The sequence below is a fragment of the Dysgonomonas gadei ATCC BAA-286 genome (assembly GCF_000213555.1).
Taxonomy (GTDB): domain Bacteria; phylum Bacteroidota; class Bacteroidia; order Bacteroidales; family Dysgonomonadaceae; genus Dysgonomonas; species Dysgonomonas gadei.
This window is the reverse complement of sequence record NZ_GL891980.1, coordinates 1-19,308: the sequence shown is the minus strand read 5'-3', so window position 1 is coordinate 19,308 and position 19,308 is coordinate 1. Positions and strand designations below refer to the sequence as shown.

Sequence of the window (19,308 nt, the reverse complement as noted above, 5' to 3'; positions counted from 1 at the left end):
CCCGGCAGGCTTAAATTTATAAATCAGTGCTATAGCTATGAACAAGCCAGTTGTTGACATAAATGGCGCAACTGAAGTGAGTCCAGCACTCGGCACAATAATCCTTGATCAGGAATTTGATTGTAAAGTCATTTTCACAGTCGAGGTTTACACCCTTGTCTACAGCCCTTAACAGGATGCTAGCAATCAGGTCACCGTCAAAGACGGTTTCTTCCTTATCGTTTCCTGTATAGGTAATATTCAGTTTGTTGCTGTAACCGGTAGTAAGGTCCAGCATGGTATAATTCCATTCACCTGTATTTCCTTCCAGTTTGGTCTCTATCGACGGATAGGTCAGTACCGGAGTATTCATAGGCATCGTACCGTTTATACGTACCGTACCGTTAGCCGATGAAACGGCTACATTCAATTTTGTAGGATCATATGTTTTCATCGTAGCATTATCGAACTCGACGATTATCTTGACCCTGTTGGTCAGTTCCCTCAGATTTACTGCTGTATGTTTATATAACGAGCCGTATTCTTCCGGATTGGGTAAAAAAACGACCGGGCTTTCACCATGCCATATACGTCCTGTAGAAGTAAGAGTGGTCGCTATATTATTTGTTGAGTTAATAGTCATCATCACATCCTCTTTGGTGGTTATTCCAGGAGTGAATGTATTTTTTTTGAATTTATCATTTATCCCGGCCCATGCTATAAATGAATAATTTCCGTCAGATACGGGAACAAGCACTTCATAGTCACGATCCAAGGTTACATCCTGTTGTTGTTGTACTGTAGCTGAAAGCTTGCCTTCCTGATCGAATGCAAATACGGTTAGTGAGGATACGTTCCCTATAAACAGGGAATCGTCTACACACGGGGTCTTGGAGTAGAATTTTACATAAACACCCTGAGGGCAATCTTTCAGGTCATCGTAGATAAGGGAATCGCAACCCCAGAAAAGAGCCCCTGTCGCGAACAATACCATTATTATCCAGATTCGTAAATTCTTCATCCCTTGTACTTTTTATTAATTTAATGTTTGATTTGAATAATCGGTAGGGAAATACGGCTCCCTACCGAAGTTATTGTTTTTTATTTTTGAGGATTAAATCCCCGGAGATACAGAATACGAGTGAAGCGTCCAAGGAAGAACTTTCACATCCACGCTCATCCATGTTTCAGGAGTAGTTAACGGATCAGTCGGTTTAATCGGATTCTCCGGTTCTTCGTATCCCGGCACACTTGGTTTCGGATCCGGATTTAGAGGTAGGTTCGTTCCTGGATTAGAAGGGTCTTCAGAACCTTTAGGATTATTCGGATCTTCAGGGAATAACGGGTTCCAGTTTGTTCCCAGATTTCTGAATCCTGTAATGTGGATATGGTATACGTTATTTCTTATAACCGGAGAATTATACCATGCCGGAACTTCATCCGGATTTACCCATGCATAATACAGAACTTTACCTTTTACGTATCTGGCGACTTTTTGATTTACAGAACCGCCTTTAGCTGGATCCTGTGCGTTTTCGGCAGTAGTATAGAACTTACCGTTTTCACCCACGAAGAAGTCGGCATTTGGAGTATACGTTTCACCGTCTGCAAATGCCGCAGCCGCAGGTGTGAATTTGGCACGGATAAGCACATAGGCTGTATTTCCTTTTTTATAGCTGGAAGTAGCACCTGCAGCATAAGCGTGTGTGTTTGGTAGGATAAATTTACCCGACAACTCGGAATTCAACTCTGCGGTTACTTGTCCATAAGGATCGGTTGCATAGTCAGTCATTGTTTTAACGGCAGTTCCTCCGAACTGGTTAGCAGAGTCATAGTTTTCAAACAAACCCGAATAGTCGTATTTAGAACTGCTTCCTGTGACATCAGTTCCCCAGAAGGCTGCATCTGAAGCGGGAACCCATGAATAGTAAGGTGTAGCCCAGTCTGCTTTACGTTGGATATACAAAGAACTTTCACCTTGTGCCAGTACCCAGTTGATATCGGATATCACACCCAGGGGTGAACCTCCCGCTGAAGGTACGGTGTAAGTCAAAGCCTGAGTAGAAACCATAACCCTAGCGACAGCTCTTTCTACTTCCAAGCTAACGCGGTTTTTAGGTGAAGTTGTGGCTAACGTTTCGGTGTCTGTAACATTGGCTTCCACATCTATTGTTTTAGGCTCAACATTGGTCATGACGATTGTTTCATCTGTCGTCCCATTTTTTACAGCCAGTTTATCCGCAGATGTATTAGTAAATGTTCCGGCACCCGAGTTGGCCAGATACAAGGCCGCCTGGGTGTAAGCATCTTCAAACTCAGCCACCGGAGTTTTTGCCAGCGTATTTACGACTTCTGTTGTTCCGTTTACCAGGACATATACTTTCTTAGTTCCGGCTGTAGTCTTGATTGCGGCATTTTGTGTTTTGGGAACCAGTGTTATGTCATTACCGTTTATGATTTTTTCATAATCTTTCCCTGAGCCACTAGCTCCGACCTCAAGCGATTTTGAGGTAACCGATGATCCGTCTATGAGGTAAACAGCTACGGTTTTTATATCATCTTTTCCGGCCCATTCCCCAATATTGTTGTAATCTTCAGGCAAGGATTTCGTTGCTCTCAACCCTGAAGAATTCTGGGACATTTTCAATGTAACACTCACATTCGTGTTACCTTTCTCTTCTCCACCTGGCGATGAATTGTCATCATCATTGCTGCATGCGGTTACACCCAGTCCAAGGGCTAGGGCAGCAGCTAAAAATAGTTTAGTTACTTTCATTTTGTTCAATTTAAATTAAAAATATTGCAGACTATAATCTTATTGTTTTGTAAAAAATAATTGTTTCTTTCAGTAAAATGAGTCAATTGTCTTGATCTACGATTTGTAGGATTTCAAGATTAGCTTTTGCATCTTTATCGCCCCTGTTTGCCGATTTCTCAAAATACTCTTTCGCTTTTTTTGTATCACCTTTCAGCATATAAGCAACCCCAAGATTATTCCATGCGATTGGTTTATCTTCTATCCTTTTTAGACGTTCAATAGCTGCATCGTAATTCTTACTCTCAATATCCGCTCCTGCTGAGTTCACAATAGCGATTTCACTCTCGGGATATAACCTGACGGCGATATCGAACACTTCGCGGAACTCTTTGCTGTTCGATGGGTAACTTTCTGCCACCAGGTACATTTCGTTAAGGCTGAGAAGTTTCGGATTTTTCTTTATTATTTGTTTTGCTTCTTCCACATTAAAGGCACGTACCTCATAAGCTACGGTGTATTCCGTGCGTCTTAAAAGCGGATAATAATTATTAAGCAGTGTTTTATAGGTGTCTCCGTCTGAAAGTTTTAACAGATCTGCATCCCGTGCATCAGGATTTCGAACTTTGTCAATGATATTCAGAATATTTTGTTTGTCTGCCAGAAAGGAAACAGAAATGGCTTTACGCAGACCTTCCCAGTCTTCACCTTTGCCTTCAACGCTAAATTTGTCGCGCGACACACTAAATTTGGAGACCAGGTAATGAGCAAAGGAGTTAGCCCTGTTTTGCGCCAGTATGCGGTTATGCTCAAAACTGCCTTCAGGTGAGGCATACCCGACAATGGTAAATTCGGTTATATCAAGGTCACTGTTATCTCTAATTTCGCCTATAATCCTGTCCACTTCTTCAAATTGGTCACCGTTGTTCCTGTAATCCCTCAACAGCTCATAACGGTCTACATGATAATTGAAAGTCGCTGTGTGACGGTCGCTGCGTGCTTTGACAGGTTCTGCCTCAGGCATGATAAATGTCAACCTGTAAGTTGCCGGATCACGCTTTGGCAGGATGTTCTGAACGATTAACTGATCTTCCGTCCGGTCATAGCAGTTGGCGCATCCGGATACAATTTTTTGAATTGTAAGGGAGGCATTATCCATCCACGGTCTGTAAGCCACTGAGGTATTATAATTTACTGACTGGGATGTGTTGTTTTTACGTTTTAAGATGGTTTGTGGTTTCGTTTCAAAAGGAAGTTGATCGTGGTTTCCCAGATTTTGCTTACGGTTGACAATTTTATTCCGCACCCCACCCGTTATAGCTATAGGGGGAAGGAATAAAGAATCTCCGTCAGGCTCATTCGATTGCAGGATAGGGGTCAGGATAACCATCTCATTGCTTTTCACCTTCATTTCATCCAGATCCAAATCTATTGAAACGTATACCTGATTACCTCCCTTTGCAATACGATGGGAGGATACTTTAAAATTTTCAGGTTGCGGTTGGGAATAAACTGCGGGGAAAAATCCTCCTGCCAGTATCACGGTTAATATTGTTTGTAGTATATTTCTCTTCATCGCATCCTATTTTATAAAGTAAATAAATGACAGCTCGACTCTAGTTATCCCCCAATAGTTATAATTACCTTCATCCTGCTTGGTTCCGCAATCTTTACAGGGGTATTCATCATAATGGATACGGGCGTATCCGGCTCCGATATTGAACTCAAAGTTCCAACGATTGGTTAATACCCATTGGTAGCCGTAGCTGATACCAGCACCATAGAGGTAGCCTTCATAACGCTTGTCCTTAAAGACATCCAGCCTGCCGAGAGGAATATCCCATCCTCCAACATTGAATTGTGCTCCATGGGCGTGGATACCAAGGAAATGTCCGTTAAAGGCTTCACAGAACCACCAGCGGTATTCCGGTTGGACAAGCCAATGCTTGAACCTCTTATTATCTGAGAATTCAAAAGGGTTTACACCTCCACTGATTTCAAGCGTACTTTTTTTGCCTAAAGCGAACTCCATACCCAGGTTAGGTGTTGTTGTAGCCCAATAAGCCAGATTCGTCTTTATTGCAATCTCTTGAGCATGGGCTTGCTGAAAAAAACAAATAAAGATTAAAATGACGACGTAACCTTTGTTTAATTGATTGCTTAAATTCATCTTTAAATTCAATTGTTAAAGTGTTTTACGGCAAGAAGTCTCTTTCTTTGTGAGAAAGAGACTTCTTCATCTTAACTGTATATTTCGTTTATAGCGAAGTCTTATATTCTGAGAATATAAAACTTATGAATTTGTCTAAGAATGTATTATATTATTTTAGCACCTTATTATTGGGTAAAATCGGGTGTGGAAGGATGTGAATTATGGACAAAATATAGTTTAATATATCATGTTTGGGAGATAGAAATAATTGATACTAAATAAATATCGACAATGATTATTGAATCTTAAAAAAATATAATTATCTTTGCTGCAAATATTTAAGACACAGTTGGAAAACTCTTTCTCACAAAGAAAGAGTCTTATGGAATTACTGAAGCACAAAGATCTTTCGGGTATTTTTCTTTTCCCTTCTTACCCAATCGAACAAAACGATTCAGCATATCATTCACTTCCCTATCTACCTTTGTTATTGAAATAGACGATAAATATATTTGTGTTGTTCTTATTGAAGTATGCCCCATACATTGGCTAATTATTTCAACCGATTTTCCAGCTTCTAACATTAATGTAGCCCAACTATGTCGCATAACATAAGTCGTTAATTTGCATGGCAAATTAAGTGTTTTACCAATAATTAAAGCATGCCGGTTGATTCGTCTTAATGCCGATTTCTCACATAATACAGTTTTATTTTTTTTTTCTCTGAGGAAAGGGAAAACATACAAATTATTGTTTTTCTTATATCGTAACATTATTTCTTGTCCTTCTTTAGGAACGGATAGACAGATAAATTGTCCCGTTTTACTTCGTCGGTATTCAATTTGCCAGAAATCGTTAATCATATCCCACCTGAGGTTATATATATCATGAAAAACCATACCTCTACAATATAGGCTTACCAATAATATATCCAAGGATTCTCTTTGACTAACGGTTAGAGATGAACCTAATTCCGGATTTAGCAGTTTCGACAACATTTTTACGGAAAGTGCTCTTTTAGGCGTTAATCCTTTCTTCACATACAATCCAATAAATGGATTTATAATATTAAGATCGGCATATTCTTTGGTCTTAATTGTAGCGTTAAATAAGGAGCGGAGTCCTCTAAAATAGAAATCTACAGTTTGGGGTTTATCCGGATGTCTTTCATGTAGCCATTCAATATATGATTCAACCCACCCTTTGTTTAGCTCATATAGAGAAAAAGATTCGCTTTGTTTCCCAAGATACAGACTTAATTTATTAATAAAGCTCACATAGTTCGCAACCGTGTGATATCGACCACTCAGCTTTTTCATTTCGAGGGTTTTCCGAAAAGCTATTAACACCGAATTCTTATTTAAAAGAATTTTCTTTTTTTTCATATAAATAATATTTTACAATTTTAGACATACAAAGATTAGCAATTATCGTATTCTCTAAAACAAACATTTAACTCAAATTATATCGTAGGATATATATAAGTAATGCCTTATTGAATCAAAAAGAAAGTGATAATATATTTGTAGTGATCTCAGAATAGATAAATATCCTTACTTATCATAAGATTAGGTCATATATGAAAGAAGCATCTTTAACTTATAGAAAAAATAATGAGGTAACTATTGATAATTACTAATTAGGATTTATGGGATAGAATAAAATAACTAAGGATAGACATTTGTTTATAAATGGCAGACAGTCATATTCTAAATATACATTCAAATTATAATTTTCAAAGCTATATAGGAGACACTCCGAAGTAATTAAAGAGGAATACGGAATCTTAAAATAAACAAAATAAACAAACATTGTTGCTTCGTCTTTGTTTTACTTTCTATTTGTACAAGTTTTCGAGTTGATGTATAAAAGTATTATCACATATTTGGCTCTATTGCCATTGGCAATCCTCATAAGCCTTTCTTGCCCACTTAAACAGGAAGTTAGATTATTATTGGACATTCCGGTGAATACATCTGCTCAAACTGACAATTACAAATCTTCCAAAGCATGCCTAGCTGTATTAACTAAGGATAAAGAATCGCAAAAAAGCAAACAATATTTTAATATTAAAGTTCAATTTTTACGGAAAGATTCAGATAGTCCCTCTTCTGATTCAAACACTTCAGTCATTTCCCATATTGGCTATTTCAACCGCAGTATATACAAAGAGGCTCCTATTTTTCTCCTCTTTCGAAAGTTAATTATTTAAATCCCGAAAATATGTTTTAAAATTACCAATAAAATGAAATTCATTTTATTGGGTTTCTCATTTATTCGAGTATTTAATAATTAAACAACTTTCTTATGCAAAAGAATCATAAAGCATTATCTCAACTATATAGTCTTTCAGGGACTTTCACGCTAGCACTCCGATTGGTTGTCGGGTGGACTTACTTCTCTGCTTTTTGGCGACGATTGATTCTTGACAACAAGTTAGATCCCGAAGTTTCGGGATATATCGGAGAAAAATTTAACCACTTCCTGCCAAATGCTCTAGGAATAAAACCTATGATAGAATATCTAGTATCTAATCCCGATACTCTTTGGTGGGCGATGGTTATCTTTACTATAATAGAAGCAATTGTTGGACTGTTTATTATGCTCGGGCTAATGACCCGGCTAATGAGTATTGGCGTATTATCTCTAGCAACAGGTATTTTACTTGGTTCGGGTTGGTTGGGGACAACATGTCTGGATGAGTGGCAGATCGGAATATTGGGCATATCCACAGGATTTGCACTGTTTTTCACTGGTGGAGGGAAATATTCATTCGATAATTATTTACAAAAAAAGATGCCGGAGTCTAGACTAAAGTTATTTTCATGGATTGGATCTGGGTCCCTCCCTTTAAATATGAAAACGATACAACGAATAGCAATTTCGGGAACGATCGTTATATTCTTTATGACTTTGTTCACAAATCAATATTTTCATAATGGAGTATGGGGGAATCTTCACAACAAATCGGTTAAACCCATTGTAGAGATATCAGATGTTAAATTGACAAACAAGGAATTGTCCTTTACTATATTCAGGGTAGAAGGAGCGGATGTATACGGTTCTTTCCTGATTGGTATTGAATTGAAGGATAAAGACGGTAATACTATTTTCAATAAAAACGGATCAGAATTATCGATGTTTCCCGAGACGAACATCAGCAATTATTACGTTGCAAAAGTTATTCCGGGAAAACACAGTTTGGTAATACCTTTAGGTAGCAAAGCCGTATTGACTATAGATGATGAGCGTCTTCATGTCTTAGAAAAGGGTGAATACAAACTGACCCTTACTGATATTAGTGGAATAACATGGTCTCAACTAATTATTTACTAATAAAAAGTGTTAGTCTGCTTATCGGCAGACTAACACTTTCTTTACATTCTTGTATTAGTGATGTTCACACTGATGGCCTTCCTCATGATGATTACATCCCTCTCCCGAATCAGTCACTTTACCGTCTAAGAAGTCATTGATTAGCTCTGTTACATTTCCGGAACATCCACGATATACCTTTATCCCATGTTTTGTCAGGATATTTAATGCGCCTGTTCCCATATTACCGGCAAGCATAATTGTTACATCCTTGTCTTGTAGAACCGAAGCAATATTACTTTTGCAGCCGCAGCCCTGAGGAGAAGCTAATGTCTCAGTACCTTCTATATCTTTATTCTCTCCGATGGTAAATATAGAATAGGATTCACAATGACCGAAATGATCATCAACAGCATTCGCTCTTGTTGGTATTGCAATTTTCATAACTTTTGATTTTTTAATTGATTGATAATTTCACTTAATATTTTTGTTTTCTGTGGAATGATTATCTGGATGTTTTTTTCTCGTAACAGTACTGTTGCTATTGTACCAAAACGGCCTGATACGACAATATCAACATTTAGTTCAAGTAAGAAATTTATAGTTTTTATTCCCGCATTCTGTTTTGCAGCCCCTGCTATATTTTCAATAAACCGCACTATCTTGGTATCCGTATTATACAAACAGAACCATTGACTACGTCCAAAGTTTTCCGAAACTGGCTGATCCAAATTGTCTTCCTTATCTATTGAAATCGCAATAATCATCTACTCAAATTTATTTAATGTAATTTCTTTACTCTTGCAAAGAGGACAGCTCTTTCCACCTATATTTTTTAGAGTAAATATAATTTCGCATTTATCGCACCTGTACCATTCTGCAATCAAGCTATCTCCTCCCTCATAAGTAATGGTTAAGCCTTCAATGAATGCCCGTGCAATTTTAGATCGAACACTTTCATAAATACGGGTAAATGTAGGGCGTGAGATATTCATTAATTCTGCCGCTTCTGCTTGAGTCAAATGTTCATAATCACATAGTTTGAGGGCCTCGTATTCTTCAATATTTATCATGACTTTACCACGTTTTTCGTTAAGTACTCCGAATGGCTTAAATCCTCCATAACAAGGTGCCATTTGTACAAACCTCTTTTTCTTTATTCGAGCCATAAATATTATTTGATTGCGGTTTTAGAACATTCAAAGATAATATTATTATGAACATATGTTCACAATAAAATAATAAATAATATTATAACATATTTTCCTATGGAAATTTGTTTCTTTGGAAAATATTATTTTCCTTTGCTGTATATTTCCAATGGAAAATAAAATAAACGATAATAAAGAACATGATAAAAATGAAAAGAGCGATAATTATTACATTAAGTGTGATTTGGCTTGGCCTCTCTATCCAGGCGCAAAATTCACCATACATCACCGTTGATAAAGCTGTAGAAATAGCAGTGAAAAATAACAGTAATGTGAAAATTTCCGATTTAGATGGCAAAGTAGCGAATGCAAATTATCATCAAACAGATGCCGTATTCCTTCCTCAAATTACGGTAGGGTATACCGCTTTAAGTACCAATAATCCATTGAATGCATTTGGCTTTTTGCTACAACAAGAATCTGTTACAGCTATGGATTTCGATCCTGCCAAGCTAAACAATCCGGGAGCCAGCCAAAATTACAGTACGCAGGTAGAGGCTAAGCTACCATTGCTGAATATGGACATGATTTATGCACGGAAAGGGGCAAAAGCTAACGAAGAAGTCTATAAATATAAGGTCGAACGAACTAAAGAATATATTGAGTTTGAAGTGCGAAAAGCATATACTCAATTACAAATGTCGTATCAGGCTCGAAACATTCTTCAAAAATCATTAGATGATGTGAAACAAATACATCAATCAGTTTCCAATTTTTATAATCAAGGATTAGTTCAAAAATCGGATGTGTTGAATGCTCAGGTACAGGTGAATACGATTGAGGCAGCCCTGGCAAAAGCTGAAAGTAATATACATAATGCTTCCGACGGGCTACGGCTTTTGATGGGACAGGATGCTAACGATGAAGTGTATACAACAGATTCCTTGTCCCAACAGATCAGCCTGTATCAAGCCGCTGAACTTTCATCTTTTCGTTCCGATATAATGGCGTTAAACAAGGCTGTGAATGCAACTGATATGATGGTAAAATCGTCACAAATGGCATTCCTGCCACGTATCAATGCTTTCGGTTCGTATGGACTGAATGATTCTAAAGCCTTCAAATTCCGTAATGATTCTTATTTGGTAGGTATAAATCTAAGCTGGACAATATTTTCCGGCAATCAGAATCGGAGTAAGATGAAGTCTGCACAATTTCAACGTGATAAAATGCAAGAAGAGCTCAATCTGCACATCAAAAAAGAAGAACTGGAGCTAAATAAAACTAAGCGAGATCTGACCGATTTGCAAATAGAGATAAACAAGCAAAATACAAGTGTAGGGCAAGCCGACGAAGCCTTACGTATTCTAACCAATCGCCATCATGAAGGTTTAGCCAGCACCACTGACCTGTTGATGGCTCAAGCGCAACTTTCGCAACAGAAACTCCTGCTATCACAGTCCATCATGTCATATAATATCGCAGAGGCATACCTCAATTTTTTATCAAAGACGAAATAATAAACAAAACCTATAAATAGATATGAAAACTTTAAGAAATGTATTTTTAGTAATAGTAGGTATCTCGGCTTTCTATTCCTGCTCTTCATCCAACAAGCCCGAGGATAAAGATAGAACCATAGTGAAAGTCGAAGTTTACACTCCAACTCAGTCATCTAACGAAGGCTTTTATCTTAGTGGTGAGGTCACAGCCAAGCAAACGGCCAATATCAGCACTCGTATGATGGGTTATATAACCAAAATATATGTGAAACCAGGCGACAAAGTAGCGTCAGGGCAACTCCTCGTATCTATTAGCAGCGATGATATTCTGGCAAAAAAAGCACAGGTACAGGCTATGATTACCGAAGCTGAAGCCGCGTCAAAGAATGCGCAGCGTGATTATGAGCGTTTCAAAACACTGCGCAGCCAAAACAGTGTATCAGACAAGGAACTCGAAGATGTGTCTTTGCAAAACACATCGATGAATGCCAAAGTGCAGATGGCTCGCCAGCAGATGAACGAAATAAATGCAATGCTTTCCTACACCAATATACGCGCACCATTCTCTGGAGTGGTAACACAAAAAATGCTGGACGAAGGCAGTATGGCAAACCCGGGAATGCCTATTCTGACGATTGAGCAGAGTGGCGAATTACAAATCGTAGCATCCATTCCCGAAAACTATATACCGTATGTCAAAATAGGAGATGTTGCCAAAATAGAGTTGAAATCATTAGGCACAACTATTGATGGAAAAGTATCGGAGCTTAGTCCGTCGGCATTCCGTACAGGGGGACAATATTCGATGAAGTTAGCTATCGACGCAAAAGATAAAACTAATATCCGCTCCGGCATGTATGTCAATATTTTGATACCGAATAAAACAGGAGAGGATATCTCTTCTAAAATTATGTTGGATAAAAACTCAATTGTTTATCGTGACCAACTGACAGGAGTATATGTAATAGACGATCAGAATCAAGCTAATCTTCGCTGGATACGTTTAGGTAAGACAATCGGCAATCAGGTAGAAGTACTTTCCGGCTTGAGCCAAAATGACAGAATTGTATCTAAAGCCGAAGGCAAATTATATAACGGAGTAAAAGTATCTGTAAATAAGTAAAATTATGGAAAACGGAATTTCAGGAAAAATAGCCGGAGCGTTTATCAAGTCAAAATTGAGTATCCTGCTCATGTTTGCCTTTATGCTCTTAGGACTGTTCAGCATATATTTCATTCCGCGCGAAGAAGAGCCTCAAATAGAAGTTCCGATGGCGGATATTATGATTGGTTATCCCGGGGCAACACCTCAGGAAGTAGAATCGGGAGTAATACAACCTATCGAAAAGATCATTTCGAATATCAAAGGGGTAGAGCATGTATATTCTACCTCTATGAATGGTATGGGTATGCTTACTGTACAATTCTTTGTGGGTGAAGATGTCGAGCGTTCGTTGGTTAAGCTCTACAATGAGATGATGAAGAATATGGATCGTATGCCACAAGGCGCAACTATGCCTTTGGTGAAATCGCGAGCCATAGACGATGTTCCTGCATTAGCTTTCACTCTTTGGAGTGATAAGATGGGCGATTATCAGATACGTCAGGTAGCAGAAGTGGTTGGCAACGAAATAAAGAAAATACCGGATGTAGCACAAGTCAATGTTGTAGGAGGACAGAGCCGTCAGGTAAAGGTCATGCTCGATAAGGATAAAATGGCACAGAGTAAACTAGACTTTGGAGCTATAACCCAAACTCTACAAGCGAACAATGCCCAAATGCAAAGCGGAAATATCGTAACAGGCGATATGGTTTATTCAGTGCAAACAGGCAATTTTTTCACCAATGTGGAAGAAGTGAAAAATCTGATTGTCGGAACAAATGATAATCAACCGGTCTATCTGTATCAAATCGCAGAAGTAGAAGACGGCCCCGAAGTCCCTAAACAATATGTTTCGTTTGGATATGGTGCTGCGTCGGGCGATAAAAAAGCGGATATGCCCGATGACTATTCTGCCGTAACTATTTCCATTGCTAAGAAAAAAGGTGCAGACGCCATGAAGCTGGCAGAGGTAGTGATCAACAAAGTAGAGCATCTGAAAAAAGATGTTATCACTAATGATATACATGTTGACGTTACCCGTAACTACGGAGAAACGGCATCACATAAAGTATCCGAATTGCTTTTTCACTTGTCTATTGCCATTGTGGTAGTAACCCTGTTTGTGATGTTGGCAATGGGCTGGCGTGGCGGATTGGTAGTATTTCTTTCCGTGCCTGTAACGTTTGCCCTGACTCTTTTTGCTTATTACTTCTTGGGATATACACTCAATCGTATTACACTGTTTGCTTTGGTGTTTGTTACAGGTATTGTTGTGGATGACTCCATTGTGATTGCGGAAAATATGTACCGTCACTTCAAGATGAAAAAACTACCACCGTTACAAGCTGCGCTATATGCTATCAATGAGGTAGGGAATCCGACTATCTTGGCAACGCTGACTGTTATCGCTGCCGTACTGCCCATGGCATTCGTATCGGGAATGATGGGTCCATATATGAGTCCGATGCCTATAGGTGCATCCATAGCCATGATTTTCTCTTTACTGGTAGCTCTGACATTGACTCCATATTTCGGCTATTTATTCTTAAGACATAAAGATAAAAAAGGAGAAGAACACGAAAGTGAAGAAAAAGAAACAGATTTGCACGAAACGAAAATATACAAATTATATGCTAAAATAGTAACACCGTTTTTGGAAAGCAGAAAACGCCGCTGGACATTTATGATTGGCTTAACTGTCGTTTTACTAGGATCGTTTGTGTTGTTTTATACAAAATCTGTTCCGGTAAAAATGTTGCCTTTCGACAATAAGAATGAATTTCAAGTAGTGATAGATATGCCGGAGGGAACGACATTGGAACGTACTGCCGCCGTAGCTAAAGAATTAGCTGTGTATATCAGTCGGAATGATAAGGTAACGAATTATCAAACTTATGTGGGAACATCCGCTCCTATCAGCTTTAACGGGTTGGTTCGCCATTATGATATGCGCATGGGTGATAATGTGGCCGATATAAAAGTCAACCTTGTTGATAAAGGAGAACGTAGTGAACAGAGTCATGATATAGCTACATCGGTGCGTGCCGATTTGCAAGCTATCGGTAAAAAATACAATGCCAATGTAAAAGTGGTGGAAGTTCCTCCGGGTCCTCCTGTCATGTCTACCATTGCAGCCGAAGTATATGGCCCTGACTATGAACAACAAATAGCTGTAGCCAAACAGGTGAAAGATCTGTTGGCGCAAACTGACAATGTAGTCGATGTGGATTGGTCGGTAGAAGATGCTCAGACCGAATATAAATTTGAGGTGGATAAAGACAAAGCGATGAAATTGGGCATTCCGAATGCGCAAGTGGTTCAGAATATGAGAGCGGCTTTGTCGGGTATGTCCGTGGGTGTGTTGCATCAACCGTCGTCAGTCAATCAAGTAGGTATTGTACTTCAACTGTCAGAAAAAGAGAAATCGAGTATAGAAGATGTATTAAGCATGAAAGTTGTGAACCAGCAAGGCATAGCTATTCCTGTTAGCGATTTAGTGAAGATTACTAAAGGAGAAAAAGAAAAGAGCGTACATCGCAAAGATCAAAAACGAGTGGTTTATATATTAACCGAGGTTGCCGGAAGTTTAGAAAGCCCTATTTATCCTATTACCGAGGTGTCGGGTAAGTTATCGCAGGTAAAACTACCCGAAGGATATACTTTGTCGGAAGAATATAGTGAGCAACCCAAGTATGAAGACAACTTTTCCTTAAAGTGGGATGGAGAATGGCAGATAACATATGAGGTATTCCGTGATTTGGGGCTGGCTTTTCTATTTGTACTGATCATTATCTATGTGCTGATTGTGGCTTGGTTTCAAAACTTTATTACACCCTTGGTACAATTGGCAGCTATACCGTTATCCTTGATTGGTATCATATTCGGGCATTGGATTATGGGAGCTTATTTTAGTGCTCCGTCGATGATAGGATTCATCGCTCTTGCCGGGATCATGGTGCGAAATTCAGTATTGCTGATTGACTTTATAGATATTAGACTAAAAGATGGCATACCATTGAAACAGGCTGTTGTCGAGGCAGGGGCTGTGCGAACAACGCCAATTATCCTGACTGCCGGAGGAGTCGTTCTCGGTGCGATAGTCATTCTGTTCGACCCTATATTTCAAGGTCTGGCTATATCGTTGATGGGTGGAACCATAACGTCTACGGTGTTGACGCTGATTGTTGTACCATTGTTGTATTTCAAAATGTTGAAAAAGAAAGTAAAATGATTATGAAATTGTTAGTTGTATTAAGCATAAAAGAATATCAGGAGCGGGTGGCAAGCCTGCTCCACGATGCCGGAATAAAAAGGTTCAGCGTGACTGATATAACCGGATATAAGAAAAAAGAGGAAAATTTGGGTTGGTTTGCAGCCAATGCCAGCAATGCTAAAACCAATTCGATCATGCTTTTCAGCTTTGTCTCAAAAGAAATTGCAGATAAGGCTATTACAGAGATTGACAGTTGTAATATTGAAACGAATAATCCTTTTCCTGTACATGCTTTTGTCCTTGATGTAGAAAACTTCTCTAAATTGATTTAATTATGAAACGTGAATATATTATCCGTATAGTAGCCGGTACAATGGTTTTGATAGGTATTTCGTTGGCTTATTTTGTTTCCATCGGATGGCTGTTGTTGCCTGCATTTGTGGGAGTGAATCTGATACAGTCTTCATTTACTAAATTTTGTCCGTTGGAAATCCTGCTCGATAAATTAAACATTAAACGGTGAATTGATTAATAAGTTTCTGAGAGAGCAAAACCGAATTCTGAAATCGTCTTTTGCTCTCTTTTTTAGATATGAAAACAATATTTTATATAATAATCGTATTGTTTATCCTCATTATACACATACCCAGGGTCTACTCACAAGAAAATACGATCTTACAGGTAGATAGTATTTCACTTCGGAATAACTATCTGAATGAGATGCAGTCAATAAATGTATTGAAACATAGACCGATTGAAGTTTCAGAAGACCTTGTAAGGTCTGTACTAGACAAGCAGGCTCCTTTTGCGGTGTATAAGGATAATTATATGGTAACGGGAATCCCTTTAAACAAATCGGTAACCCGTAAAACAGCGGATGCATTCTTCCAGTTTAGTATTCGCCACAGAGTTACCAGAAGCGTCTTGCCATTCAATTCGTTTTTGTACATTATTTATTCTCAAAAGTCATTCTGGGATATTTATGACAAATCGAGCCCTTTCCGCGATACGAATTACAATCCCGGAATAGGAGTCGGACGTTACATTATCAAAAATAACAAACTGAAAGGAGCGGTAATGGTTTCTCTGGAACATGAATCGAATGGAAAAGCAGGAGAAGATTCTCGTAGTTGGAACTATCTGAATCTGTCAGCCAAATATTTCTATAATATGCGCTTATCGGCTAAAGCTCAAGTGTATCTACCTTATGTGGATGGAGGTAATAATAAAGATTTGTTACGTTATAAAGGTTATGGTATCTTTTCGGTTAATTATATTGATAGTAAAAATTTATGGTGGTTCAGTCTTAATATAATCCCACGGGATAAGTTTATAAACCCTAATTTACACACATCTTTATCATTTAGAGTATCGAAAAATTCAAACCAATACCTAACTTTGGATTATTATGCCGGTTATGGAGAAGGGTTGCTGAATTACAAAAAATATACAAATCAGGTAAGGTTAGGATTTACCATAAAGCCCGATTTCTTCAGTGCATATTAATTAAAAATGAATAACTATGAATAATAAATGGGACGAAAGTTACAATATGGAAGAATATCGCTATGGAGAAGCTCCGAATCTATTTTTCAAGCAAATCATCGATACGCTTCCAATAGGAAAGATACTTCTTCCGGCTGATGGAGAGGGACGAAATGGTGTATACGCAGCGACAAGGGGCTGGAGTGTAGACGCTTTCGACCAAAGCCTGCAAGCTAAAGAGAAAGCCTTGCGTTTGGCTCAAAAAAATAGTGTGGATATTTCATTCAAAGTGATTGATTTCGAAGACATCTATGAAAATTATAGTGTAGACTCTTATGATGCAATCGCTCTTACCTATGTTCACTTACCGGAACAGTTAAAAACAAAATATCACAGATCATTATTACCTTTTTTGAAAATTGGAGGGTATATTATTATCGAAGGATTCAGTAAAGAGCATGTAAAATACCAGCAACAAAACCCGATGGCTGGAGGTCCTCCACATGTGGATATGATGTATTCGAAGCAAGAAATTATCTCAATCTTTGGCTCTTTAGAGATCGATCTTTTAGAAGAAAAAGAAATAAAACTGGCAGAAGGTATAGGCCATAATGGGAAAGCTTCTGTTATACGCTTTGTAGGGAAAAGATATAAATAAAAACAAAGGCACAGGTTCTCATTACCTGTGCCTCTATTGTATAGCTTATTAAACTCTACTGATTCAGTCTTAAGGTTTAATAAAATTAATATATTTTCGTTCTTCTGAGAATAATAAAGCAGTATCTATCAACGCCAGATGGGAATACGCCTGAGGAAAATTCCCCAGCATACGTTTGGTTTCGAAATCCAGATCTTCACTAAATAATCCCAGATGATTAGAATATGTCAGTAGCTGATCAAATATTTTTCTAGCCTCCTCTTTCTCACCAATCATAAACAATGCACGAGTTAGCCAAAAAGTACAGATAGTAAAAGCAGAAGACGGTAAACCAAAATCATCATCGACTTTATATCGATACATCAATCCATTATGATATAATTCATCTTTTATACGCTTTACCGTTTTTATATAGCGATCATCACCTGCATCTATGAAACCATACTGTTCCATCAAAAGTAAAGATGAATCCATATGCGTATTGTCATAGGCTTGAGTAAAGCTTTGAATCTGATCGTTCCATCCATTCAGCATCACATCTTCTTTTATAGCCATCGCTTCTTTTTGCCATGCTGATACATAGTCGATCTGATTTAAAAGTTTAGCTATCGCTATTGCTCTGTCTAGAGCCACCCAGCACATTACCTTAGAGAAGACAAAATGCTTTTCGATGTTACGGAACTCCCATATACTCTGATCTGGATTTCGCCAAACCATATAGACTGTTCTAATAATCGATTTTACGACTTCCCACATCTCTTCCAACTCGCCCAATGTCCCTGGAAAACGGAAATAATAGCTATGTATAACATCCATCAGATATCCGAAGGTGTCATTTTGCTTTTGAAAATATGCAGCATTGCCGATTCTTACCGGTTGGGAATTTTCATATCCTGCCAAATGAGGTAATATCTCTTCTTTTAACGTACGGCTACCATCTATTCCATACATAATTTGTAAAGAATCTGATTTAGATTTCAATATATCCTTTACAAAAGCCATAAACCGTTTCGCTGTCGAATGATGTCCAAGCTCTATGAGCGTTTCTATAGACATAGATGCATCACGAATCCAACAAAATCGATAATCCCAATTGCGGACTTCACCTATTGTCTCCGGAATACTGGTGGTCAGAGCTGCCATAATAGCTCCAGATGACTCATAACACATCAATTTAAGAGCCAACAAGCTACGACAGATATAGTCATTATATTCTACAAATTTTCGGGAACGGTTATTCCAGTTCAACCAGTAAATTTTTGTACGCTGATATTCTAGATAAGCACGGTCGATATCTATATTTGCTAATTTCTGACTATACGACAATAGCATGTACTGATCCTGCTCCAGAATAATTTCTTCTTGATTTAATATGGAATCAAAGTCAATACTTGAATATAAATAGATGTTATCAGTCCCATCTACTAAAGAAAATGTTCTTATAAAATCAGTAAACTTTTTATGTATGACTGAATCTCTGGCGTAATTCATTACAGGTGTATAATATAATTGAAAAGTAGTCCACTTAGTAATTGAAAAGTATACCACTAAGTGTCTCGGACGAGATTGGTTAAAGATATTTATTCCTCATTAGATTGTAACATTTTTTTAGTTTCTTTAACTCTGTAAGATTGTCCATTCATATTGATAAGATATGCTTTATGCGTGAGTCTGTCTACCATGGCAGCCACGAGAACTTTATCCTTTACTATTTCCCCCCATCTGTCAAAAGCAAGATTTGTTGTAATGATTGTAGACCTCTTACCGGCTCTTAGGGACAGATGGTTAAAGAGCAGTTCTCCTCCTTCCTTATCACAAGAGACATATCCAAACTCGTCACAGATGACCATATCGTATCTCTGGAAGCGCATTTCAAGCTGCCTGAGACTTTTTTGAGACCTGCATTCCCTGATTTGTGTAAGCAGTCGCGGTACGGAAGTAAAAAGACCGTATAGCCCTCCAGGCAAGCTTAATCCCCAGCCCTATGGACATATG

At 38.2% G+C, this 19,308-nt stretch carries 16 protein-coding genes and 2 pseudogenes; 8 read left to right on the top strand and 10 right to left on the bottom strand.

All coding sequences use genetic code 11. The annotated features are described in order from the left end of the window. Positions 1-16: 16 nt before the first annotated feature. From HMPREF9455_RS03945 to HMPREF9455_RS03925, 5 genes are all read right to left on the bottom strand, one after another. Positions 17-1,000 carry a FimB/Mfa2 family fimbrial subunit gene (locus tag HMPREF9455_RS03945; RefSeq protein ID WP_006798309.1) on the bottom strand — a complete coding sequence of 328 codons (984 nt, stop codon included), beginning with the start codon at positions 998-1,000 and terminating at the stop codon, positions 17-19. A gap of 93 nt (positions 1,001-1,093) precedes the next feature. Next, the gene (locus HMPREF9455_RS03940; RefSeq protein WP_006798308.1) at positions 1,094-2,755 is read right to left on the bottom strand and encodes an Mfa1 family fimbria major subunit; all 1,662 of its coding nucleotides are present in this window, start codon (positions 2,753-2,755) and stop codon (positions 1,094-1,096) included. An 82-nt stretch (positions 2,756-2,837) separates the two neighbouring features. Then, positions 2,838-4,310 carry a DUF3868 domain-containing protein gene (locus HMPREF9455_RS03935; RefSeq protein WP_006798307.1) on the bottom strand — a complete coding sequence of 491 codons (1,473 nt, stop codon included), beginning with the start codon at positions 4,308-4,310 and terminating at the stop codon, positions 2,838-2,840. A gap of 6 nt (positions 4,311-4,316) precedes the next feature. Continuing rightward, positions 4,317-4,904, bottom strand: coding sequence for a DUF3575 domain-containing protein (locus HMPREF9455_RS03930; RefSeq protein WP_006798306.1), 588 nt, complete (start codon positions 4,902-4,904; stop codon positions 4,317-4,319). Between the two features lie 362 nt (positions 4,905-5,266). Continuing rightward, complete coding sequence (locus HMPREF9455_RS03925; protein WP_006798305.1) at positions 5,267-6,271, bottom strand: tyrosine-type recombinase/integrase; 1,005 nt, start codon at positions 6,269-6,271, stop codon at positions 5,267-5,269. A gap of 922 nt (positions 6,272-7,193) precedes the next feature. Between HMPREF9455_RS03925 and HMPREF9455_RS03915 the strand changes: the two genes are divergently transcribed. Continuing rightward, complete coding sequence (locus tag HMPREF9455_RS03915) at positions 7,194-8,222, top strand: TQO small subunit DoxD (RefSeq protein WP_006798304.1); 1,029 nt, start codon at positions 7,194-7,196, stop codon at positions 8,220-8,222. Positions 8,223-8,276: 54 nt separating this feature from the next. Here the strand turns inward: HMPREF9455_RS03915 and HMPREF9455_RS03910 are convergent, their stop codons facing one another. The 3 genes from HMPREF9455_RS03910 to HMPREF9455_RS03900 are packed head-to-tail and all read right to left on the bottom strand — an operon-like array spanning position 8,277 to position 9,370. After that, positions 8,277-8,645, bottom strand: coding sequence for a NifB/NifX family molybdenum-iron cluster-binding protein (locus tag HMPREF9455_RS03910; protein ID WP_006798303.1), 369 nt, complete (start codon positions 8,643-8,645; stop codon positions 8,277-8,279). Then, on the bottom strand, positions 8,642-8,968 hold the full coding sequence (locus HMPREF9455_RS03905; protein WP_006798302.1) for a NifB/NifX family molybdenum-iron cluster-binding protein: 327 nt from the start codon (positions 8,966-8,968) through the stop codon (positions 8,642-8,644). The genes HMPREF9455_RS03910 and HMPREF9455_RS03905 overlap by 4 nt, the downstream gene beginning before the upstream one ends. Further along, positions 8,969-9,370, bottom strand: a complete 402-nt coding sequence (locus tag HMPREF9455_RS03900) for a DUF134 domain-containing protein (protein WP_006798301.1) — start codon at positions 9,368-9,370, stop codon at positions 8,969-8,971. A gap of 191 nt (positions 9,371-9,561) precedes the next feature. Between HMPREF9455_RS03900 and HMPREF9455_RS03895 the strand changes: the two genes are divergently transcribed. The 7 genes from HMPREF9455_RS03895 (at position 9,562) to HMPREF9455_RS03865 (ending at position 17,313) form a co-directional block, all read left to right on the top strand. Next, a complete protein-coding gene (locus HMPREF9455_RS03895; RefSeq protein WP_044215541.1) occupies positions 9,562-10,872 on the top strand; it encodes a TolC family protein in 1,311 nt (436 codons plus the stop codon). A gap of 22 nt (positions 10,873-10,894) precedes the next feature. Further along, positions 10,895-11,977, top strand: a complete 1,083-nt coding sequence (locus HMPREF9455_RS03890; protein ID WP_006798299.1) for an efflux RND transporter periplasmic adaptor subunit — start codon at positions 10,895-10,897, stop codon at positions 11,975-11,977. Between the two features lie 4 nt (positions 11,978-11,981). Next, a complete protein-coding gene (locus tag HMPREF9455_RS03885; RefSeq protein WP_006798298.1) occupies positions 11,982-15,188 on the top strand; it encodes an efflux RND transporter permease subunit in 3,207 nt (1,068 codons plus the stop codon). 2 nt (positions 15,189-15,190) lie between these two features. Further along, on the top strand, positions 15,191-15,502 hold the full coding sequence (locus HMPREF9455_RS03880; protein ID WP_006798297.1) for a P-II family nitrogen regulator: 312 nt from the start codon (positions 15,191-15,193) through the stop codon (positions 15,500-15,502). Positions 15,503-15,504: 2 nt separating this feature from the next. Next, positions 15,505-15,693 (top strand): YgaP family membrane protein, encoded by a 189-nt coding sequence (locus HMPREF9455_RS03875; protein ID WP_006798296.1) that lies wholly within the window; start codon positions 15,505-15,507, stop codon positions 15,691-15,693. A 68-nt stretch (positions 15,694-15,761) separates the two neighbouring features. Further along, positions 15,762-16,676 carry a phospholipase A gene (locus tag HMPREF9455_RS03870; RefSeq protein ID WP_245532164.1) on the top strand — a complete coding sequence of 305 codons (915 nt, stop codon included), beginning with the start codon at positions 15,762-15,764 and terminating at the stop codon, positions 16,674-16,676. Positions 16,677-16,692: 16 nt separating this feature from the next. After that, positions 16,693-17,313 (top strand): class I SAM-dependent methyltransferase, encoded by a 621-nt coding sequence (locus HMPREF9455_RS03865; RefSeq protein WP_006798294.1) that lies wholly within the window; start codon positions 16,693-16,695, stop codon positions 17,311-17,313. A 69-nt stretch (positions 17,314-17,382) separates the two neighbouring features. Here the strand turns inward: HMPREF9455_RS03865 and HMPREF9455_RS03860 are convergent. Both HMPREF9455_RS03860 and HMPREF9455_RS03855 read right to left on the bottom strand, forming a co-directional pair. Next, a pseudogene (locus tag HMPREF9455_RS03860) lies at positions 17,383-18,828 on the bottom strand (glycoside hydrolase family 15 protein); the annotation flags it as partial. Between the two features lie 65 nt (positions 18,829-18,893). Beyond that, positions 18,894-19,308: pseudogene (locus HMPREF9455_RS03855) on the bottom strand (ATP-binding protein); the annotation flags it as partial.

What these genes read in the sequence shown, in the direction of transcription:
- HMPREF9455_RS03945 (WP_006798309.1), bottom strand. Translation starts at nt 1,000, where the DNA reads ATGAAGAATTTACGAATCTGGATAATAATGGTATTGTTCGCGACAGGG.
- HMPREF9455_RS03940 (WP_006798308.1), bottom strand. Translation starts at nt 2,755, where the DNA reads ATGAAAGTAACTAAACTATTTTTAGCTGCTGCCCTAGCCCTTGGACTG.
- HMPREF9455_RS03935 (WP_006798307.1), bottom strand. Translation starts at nt 4,310, where the DNA reads ATGAAGAGAAATATACTACAAACAATATTAACCGTGATACTGGCAGGA.
- HMPREF9455_RS03930 (WP_006798306.1), bottom strand. Translation starts at nt 4,904, where the DNA reads ATGAATTTAAGCAATCAATTAAACAAAGGTTACGTCGTCATTTTAATC.
- HMPREF9455_RS03925 (WP_006798305.1), bottom strand. Translation starts at nt 6,271, where the DNA reads ATGAAAAAAAAGAAAATTCTTTTAAATAAGAATTCGGTGTTAATAGCT.
- HMPREF9455_RS03915 (WP_006798304.1), top strand. Translation starts at nt 7,194, where the DNA reads ATGCAAAAGAATCATAAAGCATTATCTCAACTATATAGTCTTTCAGGG.
- HMPREF9455_RS03910 (WP_006798303.1), bottom strand. Translation starts at nt 8,645, where the DNA reads ATGAAAATTGCAATACCAACAAGAGCGAATGCTGTTGATGATCATTTC.
- HMPREF9455_RS03905 (WP_006798302.1), bottom strand. Translation starts at nt 8,968, where the DNA reads ATGATTATTGCGATTTCAATAGATAAGGAAGACAATTTGGATCAGCCA.
- HMPREF9455_RS03900 (WP_006798301.1), bottom strand. Translation starts at nt 9,370, where the DNA reads ATGGCTCGAATAAAGAAAAAGAGGTTTGTACAAATGGCACCTTGTTAT.
- HMPREF9455_RS03895 (WP_044215541.1), top strand. Translation starts at nt 9,562, where the DNA reads ATGAAAAGAGCGATAATTATTACATTAAGTGTGATTTGGCTTGGCCTC.
- HMPREF9455_RS03890 (WP_006798299.1), top strand. Translation starts at nt 10,895, where the DNA reads ATGAAAACTTTAAGAAATGTATTTTTAGTAATAGTAGGTATCTCGGCT.
- HMPREF9455_RS03885 (WP_006798298.1), top strand. Translation starts at nt 11,982, where the DNA reads ATGGAAAACGGAATTTCAGGAAAAATAGCCGGAGCGTTTATCAAGTCA.
- HMPREF9455_RS03880 (WP_006798297.1), top strand. Translation starts at nt 15,191, where the DNA reads ATGAAATTGTTAGTTGTATTAAGCATAAAAGAATATCAGGAGCGGGTG.
- HMPREF9455_RS03875 (WP_006798296.1), top strand. Translation starts at nt 15,505, where the DNA reads ATGAAACGTGAATATATTATCCGTATAGTAGCCGGTACAATGGTTTTG.
- HMPREF9455_RS03870 (WP_245532164.1), top strand. Translation starts at nt 15,762, where the DNA reads ATGAAAACAATATTTTATATAATAATCGTATTGTTTATCCTCATTATA.
- HMPREF9455_RS03865 (WP_006798294.1), top strand. Translation starts at nt 16,693, where the DNA reads ATGAATAATAAATGGGACGAAAGTTACAATATGGAAGAATATCGCTAT.